The organism is Enterobacter sp. ECC-175, assembly GCF_043968675.1.
Lineage (GTDB): Bacteria > Pseudomonadota > Gammaproteobacteria > Enterobacterales > Enterobacteriaceae > Enterobacter.
On record NZ_CP143776.1, the window covers coordinates 4,122,462 to 4,139,346 of the forward strand.

A 16,885-nucleotide genomic window follows, 5' to 3' on the forward strand; every position below is an offset into this window, starting at 1 on the left:
AGAAGGGATGAAACTGTCACGCGTGAGCGCCGTTAACTGGAACAAGATCCAGGATGATAAAGACCTGGAAGTGTGGAACCGCCTCACCAGCAACTTCTGGCTGCCGGAAAAGGTGCCGCTCTCTAACGATATTCCGGCCTGGCAAACGCTGAGCCACGCCGAACAGCAGCTGACGATCCGCGTGTTTACCGGCCTGACGCTGCTGGACACCATTCAGAATACCGTCGGCGCGCCCGCGCTGATGTGCGACGCGCTGACGCCGCACGAAGAGGCGGTGATGTCGAACATCAGCTTTATGGAAGCGGTGCACGCCCGATCCTACAGCTCGATTTTCTCGACGCTGTGCCAGACCAAAGACGTGGACGCGGCCTACGCGTGGAGCGAAGAGAGCGCGTCGCTGCAGCGAAAGGCAGAGCTGGTGCTGGCGTACTATCGCGCCGACGAGCCGTTGAAAAAGAAAATTGCCAGCGTGTTTCTGGAATCCTTCCTCTTCTATTCCGGCTTCTGGCTGCCGATGTACTGGTCGAGCCGCGGCAAGCTCACCAACACCGCGGATTTGATTCGCCTGATTATTCGTGATGAAGCGGTTCACGGCTATTACATTGGCTATAAGTATCAGAAAGGGCTGGAGAAAGTGAGCGCTGAGAAGCGCGAGGAGCTGAAAGGCTTCGCGCTCGATTTGCTGATGGACTTGTACGATAACGAGCTGAGCTATACCGACGAGCTCTATGCCGGAACGGGCTGGGCGGAAGACGTTAAGGCGTTCCTTTGCTACAACGCCAACAAGGCGCTGATGAACCTCGGCTACGAGGCGCTGTTCCCGCCGGAAATGGCGGAGGTGAACCCGGCCATTCTGGCGGCGCTTTCGCCTAATGCCGACGAAAACCACGATTTCTTCTCCGGGTCGGGTTCGTCGTACGTGATGGGCAAAGCGGTAGAGACGGAAGATGAAGATTGGGATTTTTAATGAACCGATTAACGTTCATTAATTAAATATAAATCTCATTATTTCCCACTTAATATTTACAATACAACTACACTGTAATTTCCGCGTCATATTCGCCTGATTCATACCGATTCAGGCGAAATCTCCCGATGCAGCAGCAAAAAATTCAGAAAAATTCAAACCGCGCTCAGCCCTTTACTCATGGGAAATTCAGCCGTTTCGCTTGCGGCAAAATTCATGCCACCAGCACACGTAGGGTTGTCTCAGATTCTCAGTATGTTAGGGTTATGCCAGTTAACTATTTACCATGGTAATCATATCGACATAATCAAATAACAGGACACTCTCTATTGCATGGCAATTAAATTAGAAGTGAAGAATCTTTATAAGGTATTTGGCGAGCACCCGCAGCGCGCATTCAAATACATCGAAAAAGGACTTTCGAAAGAGCAAATTCTGGAAAAAACCGGGCTATCGCTTGGCGTTAAAGACGCCAGTCTGGCCATTGAAGAAGGCGAGATTTTTGTCATCATGGGGTTATCCGGCTCGGGTAAATCCACTATGGTTCGCCTTCTCAATCGCCTGATTGAACCCACCCGCGGACAGGTGCTGATTGACGGCGTGGATATTGCCAAAATATCTGACGCCGAGCTTCGCGAGGTGCGCAGAAAAAAGATTGCGATGGTGTTCCAGTCATTCGCGTTAATGCCGCACATGACGGTATTAGATAATACCGCATTTGGAATGGAATTAGCGGGCGTTTCCGCCGCTGAGCGTCAGGAAAAAGCGCTGGACGCGCTGCGTCAGGTTGGGCTGGAGAATTATGCTCACGGCTATCCGGATGAACTTTCTGGCGGCATGCGTCAGCGCGTGGGATTAGCCCGCGCCCTCGCCATTAATCCCGATATTTTATTAATGGATGAAGCCTTCTCGGCGCTCGATCCGTTAATTCGCACCGAGATGCAGGATGAGCTGGTAAAATTACAGGCGAAACATCAGCGCACCATTGTCTTTATTTCCCACGATCTGGACGAAGCGATGCGTATTGGCGATCGTATTGCCATTATGCAAAACGGCGAAGTGGTGCAGGTCGGCACGCCGGATGAAATTCTCAATAATCCGGCCAATGATTATGTCCGCACCTTCTTCCGCGGCGTGGATATTAGCCAGGTGTTTAGCGCCAAAGATATCGCCCGTCGTTCACCAAACGGTCTTATTCGTAAAACGCCGGGATTTGGCCCGCGCTCTGCGCTCAAGCTGCTGCAGGATGAGGACCGTGAATACGGTTATCTGATCGAACGCGGTAATAAATTTGTTGGCATTGTCTCCATCGATTCTCTGAAAACCGCGCTTGGCGAAAATCAGGGTATTGATGCGGCGGTTATCGACGCCCCGCTTGCCGTGGACGCCGAAACGCCGCTCAGCGAACTGCTCTCACACGTCGGCCAGGCGCCGTGCGCCGTGCCGGTGGTGGGTGAAGAACAACAGTACGTCGGCATCATCTCAAAACGGATGCTGCTGCAGGCTTTAGATCGCGAGGGGGCAAACAATGACCGATCAAACTAACCCGTGGGGCACTGCTGACGCTGCGGACAGCGCGGCACAATCCGCCGACGCGTGGGGCTCATCCACGCCTGCGCCAGCCGACGGCGGCACGGCGGACTGGCTCAACAGCGCGCCTGCACCGGCGCCTGAACACTTCAATATTATGGATCCATTCCACAAAACGCTGATCCCGCTCGACCGCTGGGTCACCGAAGGGATCGACTGGGTGGTGACGCACTTCCGCCCGGTGTTCCAGGGGATCCGCGTGCCGGTGGATTACATCCTGAACGGCTTCCAGCAGATGTTGCTGGGCATGCCCGCGCCGGTGGCGATTATCCTGTTCTCCCTGATCGCCTGGCAGTTCGGCAGCGCCGGAATGGGCGTTGCCACGCTGGTCTCGCTGATTGCCATCGGCGCGATCGGCGCGTGGTCGCAGGCGATGATCACCCTGGCGCTGGTGCTGACCGCCCTGCTCTTCTGTATCGTTATCGGCCTGCCGATGGGGATCTGGCTGGCCCGCAGCCCGCGGGCGGCGAAGATCATTCGACCGCTGCTGGATGCGATGCAGACCACCCCGGCGTTCGTGTATCTGGTGCCGATCGTCATGCTGTTCGGGATCGGCAACGTGCCGGGCGTGGTAGTGACCATTATCTTCGCCCTGCCGCCGATTATTCGCCTGACCATTCTGGGCATTAATCAGGTGCCAGCCGATCTCATTGAGGCGTCACGCTCGTTCGGCGCCAGCCCGCGCCAGATGCTGTTTAAGGTTCAGCTCCCGCTGGCCATGCCAACCATTATGGCGGGCGTTAACCAGACGCTGATGCTGGCGCTGTCGATGGTGGTTATCGCCTCTATGATCGCCGTGGGCGGCCTGGGCCAGATGGTGCTGCGCGGCATTGGCCGCCTCGATATGGGGCTGGCAACCGTCGGCGGCGTCGGCATCGTGATCCTCGCCATTATTCTTGACCGCCTCACGCAGGCCGTCGGTCGTGATTCACGCAGTCGCGGCAACCGTCGCTGGTATACCACCGGCCCCGTCGGGTTACTCACCCGCCCTTTCACGAAATCAAAATAAGGAACAACGATGCGACATAGCGTACTTTTTGCCACAGCGTTTGCCACCCTTGTCTCTTCCAGCGCGTTTGCGGCCGACCTGCCGGGCAAAGGCATTACCGTGCAGCCGGTGCAGAGCACCATTTCGGAAGAGTCCTTCCAGACCCAGATCGTGAGCCGCGCGCTGGAAAAGCTGGGCTATACGGTCAACACCGCCAGCGAAGTGGATTACAACGTGGGCTACACCTCGATTGCCTCCGGCGATGCTACCTTTACCGCCGTTAACTGGCAGCCGCTGCACGACGATATGTATGCCGCCGCGGGCGGCGACAAGAAGTTCTACCGCGAAGGGACCTTCGTGACCGGCGCGGCGCAGGGATACCTGATCGACAAGAAAACCGCCGACAAGTATCACATCACCAATATTGAACAGCTGAAAGATCCGAAGATTGCGAAGCTGTTCGACACCAACGGCGACGGCAAGGCCGACATGATGGGCTGCTCGCCGGGCTGGGGCTGCGAGGCGGTGATTAACCACCAGAACAAAGCGTTCGATCTGGCGAAGACCGTCGACGTGAGCCACGGCAACTACTCGGCGATGATGGCCGACACCATCGCCCGCTTTAAGGAAGGCAAGCCGGTTATCTACTACACCTGGACGCCGTACTGGGTGAGCGACGTGCTGAAGCCTGGCAAAGACGTGGTATGGCTGCAGGTGCCGTTCTCCTCCCTGCCGGGCGAGCAGAAAGACATCGACACCAAGCTGCCGAACGGCATGAACTACGGCTTCCCGGTGAATACCATGCACATTGTGGCCAACAAGGCCTGGGCAGAGAAAAACCCGGCGGCCGCGAAGCTGTTCTCGGTGATGAAGCTGCCGCTGGCGGACATCAACGCCCAGAACGCGATGATGCACGCGGGCAAATCCTCCGAGGCGGACGTGAAAGGCCACGTTGACGGCTGGATCAAGGCCCACCAGCAGCAGTTCGACGGCTGGGTGAAAGAGGCGCTTGACGCCCAGAAGTAAAATACTGCCCCTCACCCTAACCCTCTCCCCAAAGGGGAGAGGGGACGTTGACCACCCTCTCCCCTTTGGGGAGAGGGCCGGGGTGAGGGGATCACACAGCACCCAACCTAAACCGCACAATCCAGCACGTAACAATCCCCCAACATTCACAATCATTCGCTATTATGGTTTCCGGAAAATTAATCACTTAACTCACGATTCCTGAACCTAATGACGAAAACACCTCACGGGCTTAGCCCGGCTCTCATTATTTTGATGTCCGTGGCAACGGGTCTGGCCGTCGCCAGCAATTATTACGCCCAGCCTCTGCTGGATACCATCGCCCGCGCGTTTGATCTTTCCGCCAGTTCCGCAGGCTTTATTGTTACCGCCGCCCAGCTCGGCTATGCCGCCGGGCTGCTGTTCCTCGTCCCGCTGGGCGATATGTTTGAGCGCCGGATGCTGATTGTCACCATGACGCTGCTGGCCGCCGGCGGGATGCTGATCACCGCCAGCAGCCAGTCGCTGACGATGATGATTGTGGGCACCGCGCTGACGGGGCTGTTCTCCGTCGTGGCGCAGATCCTGGTGCCGCTGGCGGCCACGCTTGCCTCGCCGGATAAACGCGGCAAGGTCGTCGGGACGATCATGAGCGGCCTGCTGCTGGGGATCCTGCTGGCGCGAACCGTGGCGGGCCTGCTGGCAAGCCTCGGCGGCTGGCGAACGGTCTACTGGGTTGCGAGCGCGCTGATGGCCGTCATGGCGCTGGCGCTGTGGCGCGGGCTGCCGAAGGTGAAGCAGGAAAACAACCTGAACTACCCGCAGCTTCTCGCCTCCGTTTTCAGCCTCTTCACGCAGGATAAGCTGCTGCGAACTCGCGCACTACTCGGCTGTTTAACCTTCGCGAACTTCAGCATCCTCTGGACGTCGATGGCGTTTTTGCTTGCCGCGCCGCCGTTTAACTATTCCGAAGCGGTTATTGGCCTGTTCGGCCTTGCCGGTGCCGCCGGTGCGCTGGGCGCGCGTCCCGCTGGCGGGCTCGCCGATAAGGGCAAATCACACCTCACCACCACCGCTGGGCTCGTTCTGCTGCTGCTCTCATGGGCGGCAATCTGGTACGGGCACGTTTCGGTGCTGGCGCTGATCGTCGGGATTTTGGTGCTCGACCTCACCGTACAGGGCGTCCATATCACTAACCAAACCGTTATCTATCGGGTGAAGCCCGAGGCGCGAAACCGCCTCACGGCCGGGTATATGACCAGCTACTTTATCGGCGGCGCGGCGGGGTCGTTAATTTCAGCCTCGGCGTGGCAGCATGCGGGCTGGACGGGCGTCTGCGCGATTGGCGCCATCGTGGCGGCGCTCAACCTGCTGGTCTGGTGGCGCGGATATCATCGCCAGGAAGCCGCTCACTAAGTTTTACAATGCTTTAGGCCTCCCGGGGTGTAAAGGAGGCCTGCATCTGTTAAGGTGAGCGCAATCATTTATCCCAGAAATTTTAATGTGGGTGACATATTAGCTAACGGCATGAATAGTTCAGACCCCCATCCTCACATCCTCTCGTCTTCGGGTTCATCACCCACGCTTTCTGTGCTCACCGGGTCACGGATTTACCCGGCACTTTCCGATAGTGGCATTCCTTTGGCGGATATAACCGCACAAATAATTCATTTACATTATTTGTCACTATCGTTACTATATCGGCTGTAATTAATGAGGTTATGCCCAAATGGATAGTTCGTTTACGCCCATTGAACAAATGCTTAAATTCCGCGCCAGTCGTCACGAGGACTTCCCGTATCAGGAAATCCTGCTGACCCGCCTGTGCATGCACATGCAGGGTAAGCTGCTGGAAAACCGTAATAAGATGCTGAAAGCTCAAGGGATTAACGAGACGTTATTTATGGCGTTGATTACGCTGGAGTCTCAGGAAAACCATAGCATTCAGCCGTCTGAACTGAGCTGCGCGCTGGGTTCATCACGCACCAACGCTACCCGCATTGCCGATGAGCTGGAAAAGCGCGGCTGGATTGAACGCCGTGAAAGCGATAACGATCGCCGCTGTCTGCATCTGCAGCTGACCGATAAGGGTCACGAATTCCTGCGTGAGGTGCTGCCACCTCAGCACAACTGCCTGCACAAACTGTGGTCCGCCCTGAGCACCGCCGAGCGCGACCAGCTTGAGCACATCACCCGCAAGCTGCTCACCCGTCTGGACCAGATGGATGAAGATGGCGCCGTTCTTGAGGCGCTGCGCTAACGCGACGACACGCTCAACATTCCAGATTTATAAGAATACCGACAGGCCAGCACGTCACACTGCTGGCCTTTCTGACAGCAGGTCGGCACAGCCGATGTGAAAATAAGAAGATCGTGGAGAACTACAATGAGCGCAAATGCGGAGAACGTTACCCCGCAGCAACCGGTCAATAAGAAAGGCAAACGCAAGAGCGCCCTTCTTCTGCTGACCTTGCTCTTTATTATTATTGCCGTGGCATATGGGATCTATTGGTTTTTAGTATTGCGTCACGCTGAAGAGACAGACGATGCATACGTGGCAGGGAACCAGGTACAAATCATGGCGCAGGTGTCGGGCAGCGTGACGAAGGTCTGGGCTGACAATACCGACTTTGTGCAAAAGGGCGACGTGCTGGTCACGCTCGATCCGACCGACGCCCAGCAGGCGTTTGAAAAAGCCAAGACCGCGCTGGCCTCCAGCGTGCGTCAAACCCGCCAGCTGATGATCAACAGCAAGCAGCTGCAGGCCAACATCGACGTGCAGAAAACCGCGCTCGCGCAGGCGCAGAGCGACCTGAACCGCCGCGTGCCGCTCGGCACCGCCAACCTGATTGGCCGTGAAGAGCTGCAGCACGCCCGCGATGCGGTTGCCAGCGCGCAGGCGCAGCTGGATGTGGCGATTCAACAGTACAACGCGAATCAGGCGATGGTGCTGGGGACAAGCCTTGAAAATCAGCCGGCGGTGCAGCAGTCCGCGACCGAGGTGCGTAACGCCTGGCTCGCCCTGCAGCGTACCAGGATCGTCAGCCCGATGACCGGCTACGTCTCTCGCCGCTCCGTGCAGCCAGGCGCGCAGATTAGCCCCACCACGCCGCTGATGGCGGTTGTACCGGCGAACAACCTGTGGGTGGATGCGAACTTCAAAGAGACGCAGCTTGCGCACATGCGCATCGGCCAGACCGCGACGGTCGTCAGCGACATTTACGGCGATGACGTGAAGTACACCGGTAAAGTGGTCGGTCTGGATATGGGGACAGGCAGCGCCTTCTCCCTGCTGCCCGCGCAGAACGCAACCGGTAACTGGATCAAAGTGGTTCAGCGTCTGCCGGTGCGTATCGAGCTGGATCCGAAACAGCTCGCCGATCATCCGCTGCGTATTGGCCTTTCAACGCTGGTAACCGTAGATACCGCCAACCGCGACGGCCAGATCCTGGCAAGCCAGGTGCGGACCAGCCCGGCTTATGAAAGTAACGCCCGTGAAATTAGCCTCGATCCGGTCAATAAGCTGATCGATGACATCGTGAAGGCAAACGCCGGTTAAGCCGAAGGTGAGCGTTATGCAACAGCAAAAGCCGCAAAAACCGCTGGAGGGCGCGCAGCTGGTCATTATGACCATTGCGCTCTCGCTGGCGACATTCATGCAGGTGCTGGACTCCACCATCGCAAACGTGGCGATCCCGACTATCGCCGGTAACCTTGGCTCGTCGCTGAGCCAGGGGACCTGGGTTATCACCTCATTCGGGGTGGCGAACGCCATCTCGATTCCGATTACCGGCTGGCTGGCGAAGCGCGTCGGTGAAGTGAAGCTGTTCCTGTGGTCAACGATATTGTTTGTGCTCGCCTCATGGGCGTGCGGCATGTCCACGAGCCTGACGATGCTGATCTTCTTCCGCGTTATTCAGGGGATCGTGGCCGGGCCGCTGATTCCGCTGTCGCAGAGTTTGCTGCTGAACAACTATCCGCCCGCCAAGCGCTCTATAGCGCTGGCGCTGTGGTCGATGACGGTGATCGTTGCGCCGATCTGCGGGCCTATCCTCGGCGGCTATATCAGCGACAACTACCACTGGGGCTGGATCTTCTTTATCAACGTGCCGATTGGGGCGTTGGTGGTGATGCTGACCCTGCAAACGCTGCGCGGTCGCGAAACCCGCACGGAGCAGCGGCGCATTGACGCCATTGGCCTGGCGCTGCTGGTGATTGGGATCGGCAGCCTGCAGGTGATGCTCGACCAGGGCAAAGAGCTGGACTGGTTTAACTCGACGGAGATTATCGTTCTGACGGTCGTCGCGGTGATATCGCTGAGCTTCCTGATCGTCTGGGAGCTGACGGACGATAACCCGATAGTCGATCTGTCGCTGTTTAAGTCGCGAAACTTCACCATAGGCTGCCTGTGCATCAGCCTGGCCTACATGCTCTACTTCGGCGCCATCGTCCTGCTGCCGCAGCTGCTGCAGGAGGTCTACGGCTATACCGCCACCTGGGCGGGCCTGGCCTCTGCGCCTGTGGGGTTAATTCCGGTCCTGCTGTCGCCGATTATCGGCCGCTTCGCCCACAAGCTCGACATGCGCAGGCTGGTGACGTTCAGCTTCATCATGTACGCCGTGTGCTTCTACTGGCGCGCGTATACGTTCGAGCCGGGCATGGACTTTGGCGCATCCGCGTGGCCGCAGTTCATCCAGGGCTTTGCCGTGGCGTGCTTCTTTATGCCGCTGACCACCATTACGCTTTCCGGCTTGCCGCCCGAGCGCATGGCGGCGGCATCAAGCCTGTCGAACTTCACCCGAACGCTGGCGGGCTCCATCGGGACGTCGATCACCACGACCCTCTGGACCAACCGCGAGTCGATGCACCACGCGCAGCTGACGGAAGCGGTGAACCCGTTTAACCCTAATTCCCAGCAGATGTACAGCCAGCTTCAGGGGATGGGCATGACGGAGCAGCAGGCGTCCGGCTGGATAGCCCAGCAGATCACCAACCAGGGGCTGATTATCTCCGCCAACGAGATTTTCTGGATATCGGCGGGGATCTTTATCGTCCTGCTGGGGCTGGTATGGTTTGCAAAACCGCCGTTTGGTGCCGGTAGCGGCGGCGGCGGAGCGCACTAGTCCTCTGCGCAGGATGCCGGGTGGCGGCTGCGCCTTACCGGGCCAACGTTGAATTTGTAGGCTTGGTAAGCGCAGCGCCATCGGGCAACGATCGCCTCCTTGTCCAAAATGCGACAGCGATTGTCAGTTTCGATAAAGCCGCGCGCCTGAAATCCCTTCACGATAGTGAAAAGACAACAGGAGCGCACCATGCTGAAAACACCCGCAGACAAGTATCAACCTTACCCTCCCCTCTCCCTGCCCGACCGCCGCTGGCCTGAGCAACGCATCACGCATGCCCCACGCTGGCTTTCAACCGACCTGCGCGACGGCAACCAGGCGCTTGCCGAGCCGATGGACGGCGCGCGCAAGCTGCAGTTCTGGGCGCTGCTGCTGAGCTGCGGATTTAAGGAGATTGAGGTGGCTTTCCCGTCGGCCTCGCAGACCGACTTCAATTTCGTTCGCCAGCTGATTGATGAGAACCGCATTCCGGATGACGTCACGATTCAGGTGTTAACTCAGGCGCGGGAAGATCTGATCGTCCGCACCTTTGAGTCCCTGCGCGGCGCGAAGCAGGCCACGGTACATCTTTATAACGCCACCGCCCCGCTGTTCCGCCGCCTGGTGTTTGGCATGGATAAGGCGCAGGTCGTCGCGCTGGCGACGCGCTCCACGCGCCTTATTCGTCAGCTGTGTGAAGAGAACCCGGACACCCGCTGGCAGTACGAATACTCTCCGGAAACCTTCTGCTTTACCGAACCGGAGTTTGCGCTGGAAATTTGTGAGGCGGTGGCGGAAATCTGGCAGCCGTGCGGCGAGCGGCCAATGGTAATCAACCTGCCGGCCACCGTTGAGGCCAGCACGCCGAACGTCTATGCCGACCAGATCGAGTATTTCTGCCGCCGCTTCAGCCGCCGCCGCGACGTCTGCATCAGCGTGCATCCGCATAACGACCGCGGGACCGGCGTCGCCTGCGCCGAGCTTGCCGTAATGGCGGGCGCCGACCGCGTGGAGGGGTGCCTGTTCGGCAACGGCGAGCGCACGGGCAACGTCTGCCTGGTAACGCTGGCGATGAATCTCTACAGCCAGGGCGTTAGCCCAAATCTAGACTTCAGCGATATGAACCGGGTCGTGGAAGTGGTGGAAACCTGCAACCAGCTACCGGTCCATCCGCGCCATCCGTGGGCGGGACGGCTGGCCTATACCGCGTTTTCCGGCTCGCATCAGGATGCCATCAAGAAAGGGTTTGATGCCCGCCGGCCTGGCGAACGCTGGGAGATGCCCTACCTGCCCGTCGATCCGCAGGATATCGGCTGTACCTATGAAGCGGTGATCCGCGTGAACAGCCAGTCGGGGAAAAGCGGCAGCGCGTGGCTTATTGAGCATAATCATGGGCTAAAACTGCCCCGCGCCCTGCAGCAGGATTTCAGCCAGCACGTACAGCAGGAAACTGACCGCCATGGAAAAGAGATGACGCAAAACGCGCTGTGGCAGCTGTTCCGCGCCCGCTACGGCCTGGTGTCGACGCCGCGCTTCGCGCTGCAAACGTACCGCAGCGACAGCCAGCAGGACGGGCAGCTCCGGCTGACGGCAAGCGTTGCCACGCAGGGCGGAACGCGCCAGCTTGACGGCGAAGGTAACGGGCTGTTATCCGCCGCAGCCAGCGGGTTAAACCGCTGGATTAATACGCCGTTTGTGATTAAGGACTACCACGAACACACCCTGGGCGAGCGCAGCGATAGCCGCTCGGTGGCCTACATTCGCTGCCTGTTCCAGGACGGCAGCAGCCGCTGGGGCGTGGGCATTGATAGCGACGTGGCGCGCGCGTCGCTTCAGGCGCTCTTTAATGCCGTCAGTCGTTCTTAAAGTAATCGCTGGGGGAGATGCCCATCACCCGACGAAACATGGCCGTAAAGGCGCTGTGGCTGCCGTATCCCAACTCCAGCGCCACGCGCAATACCGGCTGGCCCTGCGCCAGCCGGTCCAGCGCCTCCAGCAGCCGCGCCCTCCTCACCCACTCGCGAAAGCTTAGCCCCGTCTGGTGCTGGAAATGGCGATTTAGGGTCCGCTCGCTCATTCCCAGCACGCTCGCGGCCTGGCCTATGCTCCAGCCTTCGCCCGCATTTTGCCTGACCCGATCGCAAAGGCCGCGCAGCGGTTCGCTTTGCGGCTCCGGCAGGTGAAAAGGCAGCGCCGGCAGGGTGCGAATTTCATCAAGGATCAGCTCGTAGACCCGCTCATCACGGCTGCCGGACAGGTAGGATTCAGGAAGCGTTAGCGACGCGAGGATCAGTTCACGCAGCAGCGGCGAGATCTGCACGATCTGACAGGTTGCAGGCAGATCGGCCCGCGCCAGCGGATCGATAAACAGCGTGCGCGCGGCAACATGCCCGGTAATGCGTAGCGAATGCGGCGTACCCGCCGGAAGCCAGACGCCGCGACCCGGTGGCACCACCCAGCAGCCGGAAGCCGTATCCACCCGCACGACGCCGCTCAGGCTATGCAGCAGTTGCGCGCAGTCATGCTGATGCCACGGCTCGCTGTCACCATGAGCATAGTCATGCGCAAACGGAACGAGAGGACGATGGGCAAAGGAAAAGGTTGAGGTTGTGGTCATGGGCTAAATAACCCTTACCTTACCCTCTCCCTGGGGAGAGGGAGAAGGTGCCCTAGATGTGCAGTTCCTGCAGTTTTTCTTTCGGCAGGGCCAGCTCGTCGTTGCTGTTCACGCGAACATCACGCTCGATGATATGGCGGGCGATCTCCTGCGCTTCTTCCAGAGAGTGCATCTGGTAAGTCCCGCACTGGTAAACGTTCAGCTCTGGGATCTGGTTCTGCTCTTTCACCTTCAGCACGTCTTCCATGGCCGCTTTCCACGCGTCTGCAACGCGTTTCTCTTCAGGCGTGCCGATCAGGCTCATGTAGAAGCCGGTACGGCAGCCCATCGGGGAGATATCGATGATCTCAACGCCGTTGCCGTTCAGGTGGTCACGCATGAATCCGGCAAACAGGTGCTCCAGGGTGTGAATGCCTTTTTCCGGCATCACTTCTTTGTTCGGCACGCAGAAGCGCAGATCGAAAACGGTGATCGTGTCGCCGTGCGGGGTGTTCATGGTCTTCGCCACGCGTACTGCAGGTGCTTCCATACGGGTATGGTCGACGGTAAAGCTATCTAATAACGGCATACGTCACCTCCGATAGTGATTTTTTTAAAAATAAACTGAACTCTTCTACACGATGCGCGTCTGAGTATATGAAAGACGCGCATTTGTTATCATCATCCCTGAATTCAGAGATGTATATTTTGGCCACAGCGATGTGGCCTTTTTCTTTTCTGTTACGCCTGCTTCGCCAGAAACGCGTCAAACGGCTCCGTATCCGCCGCCTCAATCTCTTTCTGACGCACCACGGAAGCCTCACGCTCCGCCACAAAGTCGGCTTCACTCAGCACCTCTAACGGCTCATGCATCAGCATCTCACGATACTCCGCCGAGAGCGAACGTCCGGTGCCGCCAATGCCCTGCTCAATCATGGAACGCAGAATGCGCGCCGAGAACGTCAGTTCCGGATTATCAAAGCTTTCAACCAGCTGATCACAGACGTTTTGATACGCCTCGCCGCCGTCAATGCTGTCCATCGTCTGGGCGACGCGCTTCAGGTCACGGAACAGATCTTTACCGACTTTCGTCAGCGGGAACTGCGCCGTTTCGCACCCGATGCCAAGCGTCAGTCCTGGCTTACGGCCTTCCAGAATCACGCGGTTCCAGTTCGTGCGCGTGCAGGACAGTTCTTCAGAACTCATTTCCGGCGCGTCAGCCAGCACGCACCAGACCATGAACAGGTCAAGGAAGCGGATTTGCTGTTCGTCGACGCCAACCGGCGAGAACGGGTTGATGTCCAGCGAGCGCACTTCAATGTACTCAATCCCGCCGCGCTGCAGCGCATCAGACGGCGTTTCACCGCTCCGCGTGACGCGTTTAGGGCGAATCGGCGCGTACAGCTCGTTTTCAATCTGCAGCACGTTGCTGTTGATTTGCAGGCGCTTGCCGTCTTTTTCGAGGCCGATTTTTTCGTACTCTTCCGACGGCGTTTTAATCGCCCGCTTCAATCCTGCCACATACTCGTGCAAATCGTTAAACGTAATTCCGAGATTGCTTTGCGACTTATTGGTATAGCCAAGATCGCTCAGGCGCAGCGAGGTCGCATACGGCAGATAGTACATGCCGCATTCGGTCTTCTCGAACGGCACCGTGGTCGGTTTTCCCTGCAGGAACGACGAGCAGATGGCTGGCGATGCGCCAAAGAGATACGGGATAACCCAGCCGAAGCGATAGTAGTTACGAATCAGACGGAGGTAGCCCGCTGAAATCGCCTCTTTATCGCTTTCACCGCATTTCGCCTGCCAGAAGGCCATCGGCAGCGAGAAGTTGTAATGAACGCCAGAGATGGTTTGCATCAGCGCGCCATAGCGGTTCTTCAGACCTTCGCGATAGAGCGTTTTCAGACGGCCAATGTTCGAGGTGCCGTATTGCGCCAGTTCAATAGCCTGACCCTGCTCGATATAGCATGGCATGCTCAGCGGCCACATACGCTCATCGCCCAGATTACGGGCGGTGAAGCGATGGACATCGCGCAGGATTTTCAGCATGCGATCGATGTCGCCCTCTACGGGAGTAATGAACTCCAGCAGCGCTTCGGCGAAATCGGTGGTGATCCATTTATGTGTCAGTGCCGATCCTAACGCCTTCGGGTGACCCGTCGTCGCTAAGCTTCCATCCGCGTTAACGCGCAGCGTTTCGCGCTCAAGCCCACGCTGAATCCCCTTCAGTGCCTGAGGGTGATTTTCCAGCCAGGCCAGCGCCTGTGATACGTCCGGGATCAAGTTGACCTCCCGCCTGTCAAAGTAATGTTACCCAGCATAATTGTAATGGTTGACGATTGAAGGTCGCGTATTCATTCCACCAATTAGTGCCACCACGTCATACCCTGTAGTGTTACCCATGCCACGAGAACATAGCGCAACGCCTTGCCAAGGCACAAAAAAAAGAGCACCGGTCCCCAGGAAATGCGTAACCATCCCGCCAGCAGACACAGTAAATCGCCTATTACAGGCATCCAGCTTAATAATAGCGTGGCAGCGCCATAGCGTTTTAGCCAGCCGACTGCCTTTTCCTGCCAGCGCGATTTTTCACGCAGCGGAAAGAAACGCCCAAGAATAACGTTAGTCAGCCCTCCAAGGCTATTACCCATTGTTGCTATTAACACCAGCAACCAAGGCTGACTGACGCCGGAAAACAGCATCGCCACCAGCACCACTTCCGAATTGCCCGGTAAAAGCGTCGCGCTTAAGAAACTGCTGGCGAATAGTGAGGCAAGTGACAGCGCGTCACTCACAGCAGGCGAACGTCCACCGCGGCCATGCCCGCATCCCGCGCGGCCTGAATGCCAAAATCAGCATCTTCAAAAACGACGCATTTTTCAGCAGGCACGCCCATCAATTTTGCGCAAAGCAGAAAGGTATCCGGAGCAGGTTTGTGATTTTTGACATGATCGGCCGCGACCACGGCAGAAAAATAGCGGCGCAGGCCCAGATGATTGAGCAACGCTTCGGCAACCGCGCTTTCACTGCCGGTGCCAACCGACATCGGTCGACGTCCGTGCCAGTCTTTTACCACGTCAATGAGCGGTAAAGGGCGTACGGTATCTAACAGCATGGCTTTTACCGCATCGGTTTTTTCGCGCGCGAGCTGGTAGGGGTCGAGATCGGCATGATTGAGCTCAATGACGGCCTGAGCAATACGCCAGGTCGGCGATCCGTTAAGGGCCACCATCGCCTGTAAATCGAAACGCATGCCGTAACGCCCAAGAACGTCATCCCAGGCTTTACGATGCGTAGGCTCGGTATCCAGGAGAGTGCCGTCCATATCGAAGATCAAACCGTCATACTTTGCGTACATCGTGCTCTCGCTAACCGATTAACAAAGCATTACTTTATCGTAAATGGGGGTTTTTGTCGCTGATTGCAGGTGCGATGATTAACGGAACGTCGAAGGAATAAACAAAGAGGGAGAATATGGTGCATCCGGGAGGATTCGAACCTCCGACCGCTCGGTTCGTAGCCGAGTACTCTATCCAGCTGAGCTACGGATGCATCGGGATAATGCTTTTAGAAACAGTAAATGGTGCATCCGGGAGGATTCGAACCTCCGACCGCTCGGTTCGTAGCCGAGTACTCTATCCAGCTGAGCTACGGATGCATCGGGATACTGCTTTCAGAAATAGTAAATGGTGCATCCGGGAGGATTCGAACCTCCGACCGCTCGGTTCGTAGCCGAGTACTCTATCCAGCTGAGCTACGGATGCATCGGGATTTACTACTGTACTACTCGATATTCATATCACTTCTAAAGCAATATGAAGTAATAGATGGTGCATCCGGGAGGATTCGAACCTCCGACCGCTCGGTTCGTAGCCGAGTACTCTATCCAGCTGAGCTACGGATGCAAAATGGCGGTGAGGCGGGGATTCGAACCCCGGATGCAGCTTTTGACCGCATACTCCCTTAGCAGGGGAGCGCCTTCAGCCTCTCGGCCACCTCACCACACAACGCCTCTCTCGAGTGCTTCAAGGAACTCGTTAAGAGCTTCTCGTCGCTGCGTGGCGCATATATTACTTTCTGGGACTTATAAGTCAAACAATTTTCCAAAAGCTTTTATCGTTTGCACAAATCACACGCAATTAGCATGTAAAAGCCACAAAGAGGGTGTTTTATAAGCGGATTTTAACGGATTCCAGACAGTTTCAGCAGAGCAGCATAAAGGTTGAAGGGCGTATTAAGGCAACGAGAAAGATGAAAATTTGAGCGGTTGAAATCAAACGGTAACGTTAAGCGGGAAAAATAGCGGAAGGGTTGCGTCTCGCCCGACAGCGAGACGCGACAATATCAGTAACTGGACTGCTGGGATTTTTCAGCCTGGATACGCTGGTAGATCTCTTCACGGTGGACAGATACTTCTTTAGGGGCGTTAACACCAATACGAACCTGGTTACCCTTTACCCCTAAAACTGTCACGGTGACCTCATCCCCAATCATGAGGGTCTCACCAACTCGACGAGTCAGAATCAGCATTCTTTGCTCCTTGAAAGATTAAAAGAGTCGGGTCTCTTGTATCCCGGCATTATCCATCATATAACGCCAAAAAGTAAGCGATGACAAACACGTAATGTGTAAGC

Annotated in this window: 15 protein-coding genes and 5 tRNA genes; 9 read left to right on the forward strand and 11 right to left on the reverse strand. The window is 57.2% G+C overall.

Features of this window, described 5'->3' with window-relative positions; all coding sequences use genetic code 11:
* Window positions 1-7 precede the first annotated feature (7 nt).
* The 9 genes from nrdF (at window position 8) to leuA (ending at window position 11,518) form a co-directional block, all read left to right on the forward strand.
* Window positions 8-967: a class 1b ribonucleoside-diphosphate reductase subunit beta gene (nrdF, locus tag V1599_RS19515; protein WP_112009648.1), complete on the forward strand. Its 960-nt coding sequence runs from the start codon at window positions 8-10 to the stop codon at window positions 965-967.
* 333 nt (window positions 968-1,300) lie between these two features.
* Window positions 1,301-2,512, forward strand: coding sequence for a glycine betaine/L-proline ABC transporter ATP-binding protein ProV (proV, locus tag V1599_RS19520; RefSeq protein WP_112009649.1), 1,212 nt, complete (start codon window positions 1,301-1,303; stop codon window positions 2,510-2,512).
* Entirely contained in the window at window positions 2,496-3,566 is a 1,071-nt protein-coding gene (gene proW / locus V1599_RS19525) for a glycine betaine/L-proline ABC transporter permease ProW (RefSeq protein WP_395300688.1), read from the forward strand. Before proV ends, proW begins: the two co-directional genes overlap by 17 nt.
* Window positions 3,567-3,575: 9 nt before the next feature.
* Complete coding sequence (gene proX / locus V1599_RS19530; protein ID WP_112009651.1) at window positions 3,576-4,571, forward strand: glycine betaine/L-proline ABC transporter substrate-binding protein ProX; 996 nt, start codon at window positions 3,576-3,578, stop codon at window positions 4,569-4,571.
* Between the two features lie 210 nt (window positions 4,572-4,781).
* On the forward strand, window positions 4,782-5,966 hold the full coding sequence (locus V1599_RS19535; protein ID WP_112009652.1) for an MFS transporter: 1,185 nt from the start codon (window positions 4,782-4,784) through the stop codon (window positions 5,964-5,966).
* 313 nt (window positions 5,967-6,279) lie between these two features.
* Window positions 6,280-6,810 carry a transcriptional repressor MprA gene (gene mprA / locus V1599_RS19540; protein WP_112009653.1) on the forward strand — a complete coding sequence of 177 codons (531 nt, stop codon included), beginning with the start codon at window positions 6,280-6,282 and terminating at the stop codon, window positions 6,808-6,810.
* A 126-nt stretch (window positions 6,811-6,936) separates the two neighbouring features.
* Window positions 6,937-8,109 carry a multidrug efflux MFS transporter periplasmic adaptor subunit EmrA gene (emrA, locus tag V1599_RS19545; protein WP_112009654.1) on the forward strand — a complete coding sequence of 391 codons (1,173 nt, stop codon included), beginning with the start codon at window positions 6,937-6,939 and terminating at the stop codon, window positions 8,107-8,109.
* A gap of 16 nt (window positions 8,110-8,125) precedes the next feature.
* Window positions 8,126-9,673: a multidrug efflux MFS transporter permease subunit EmrB gene (emrB, locus tag V1599_RS19550; protein ID WP_112009655.1), complete on the forward strand. Its 1,548-nt coding sequence runs from the start codon at window positions 8,126-8,128 to the stop codon at window positions 9,671-9,673.
* A gap of 189 nt (window positions 9,674-9,862) precedes the next feature.
* On the forward strand, window positions 9,863-11,518 hold the full coding sequence (gene leuA / locus V1599_RS19555; RefSeq protein WP_395300689.1) for a 2-isopropylmalate synthase: 1,656 nt from the start codon (window positions 9,863-9,865) through the stop codon (window positions 11,516-11,518).
* Here the strand turns inward: leuA and V1599_RS19560 are convergent.
* The 11 genes from V1599_RS19560 to csrA form a co-directional block, all read right to left on the reverse strand.
* Window positions 11,505-12,269 (reverse strand): AraC family transcriptional regulator, encoded by a 765-nt coding sequence (locus tag V1599_RS19560; protein ID WP_395300690.1) that lies wholly within the window; start codon window positions 12,267-12,269, stop codon window positions 11,505-11,507. The genes leuA and V1599_RS19560 overlap by 14 nt on opposite strands.
* A 52-nt stretch (window positions 12,270-12,321) precedes the next feature.
* Window positions 12,322-12,837 carry an S-ribosylhomocysteine lyase gene (luxS, locus tag V1599_RS19565; RefSeq protein ID WP_112009658.1) on the reverse strand — a complete coding sequence of 172 codons (516 nt, stop codon included), beginning with the start codon at window positions 12,835-12,837 and terminating at the stop codon, window positions 12,322-12,324.
* Between the two features lie 152 nt (window positions 12,838-12,989).
* The gene (gshA, locus tag V1599_RS19570; RefSeq protein ID WP_395300691.1) at window positions 12,990-14,534 is read right to left on the reverse strand and encodes a glutamate--cysteine ligase; all 1,545 of its coding nucleotides are present in this window, start codon (window positions 14,532-14,534) and stop codon (window positions 12,990-12,992) included.
* Window positions 14,535-14,617: 83 nt separating this feature from the next.
* Window positions 14,618-15,046 carry a YqaA family protein gene (locus tag V1599_RS19575; RefSeq protein WP_297115487.1) on the reverse strand — a complete coding sequence of 143 codons (429 nt, stop codon included), beginning with the start codon at window positions 15,044-15,046 and terminating at the stop codon, window positions 14,618-14,620.
* On the reverse strand, window positions 15,043-15,609 hold the full coding sequence (yqaB, locus tag V1599_RS19580) for a fructose-1-phosphate/6-phosphogluconate phosphatase (protein ID WP_112009661.1): 567 nt from the start codon (window positions 15,607-15,609) through the stop codon (window positions 15,043-15,045). Before yqaB ends, V1599_RS19575 begins: the two co-directional genes overlap by 4 nt.
* A 117-nt stretch (window positions 15,610-15,726) precedes the next feature.
* Window positions 15,727-15,803: transfer RNA gene (locus V1599_RS19585), tRNA-Arg, on the reverse strand.
* 29 nt (window positions 15,804-15,832) lie between these two features.
* A tRNA-Arg gene (locus V1599_RS19590) sits at window positions 15,833-15,909 on the reverse strand.
* Window positions 15,910-15,938: 29 nt separating this feature from the next.
* Window positions 15,939-16,015, reverse strand: a tRNA-Arg gene (locus V1599_RS19595).
* Between the two features lie 64 nt (window positions 16,016-16,079).
* A tRNA-Arg gene (locus V1599_RS19600) sits at window positions 16,080-16,156 on the reverse strand.
* A gap of 4 nt (window positions 16,157-16,160) precedes the next feature.
* Window positions 16,161-16,253: transfer RNA gene (locus V1599_RS19605), tRNA-Ser, on the reverse strand.
* A 342-nt stretch (window positions 16,254-16,595) separates the two neighbouring features.
* Window positions 16,596-16,781 carry a carbon storage regulator CsrA gene (csrA, locus tag V1599_RS19610; RefSeq protein WP_000906486.1) on the reverse strand — a complete coding sequence of 62 codons (186 nt, stop codon included), beginning with the start codon at window positions 16,779-16,781 and terminating at the stop codon, window positions 16,596-16,598.
* Window positions 16,782-16,885 lie beyond the last annotated feature (104 nt).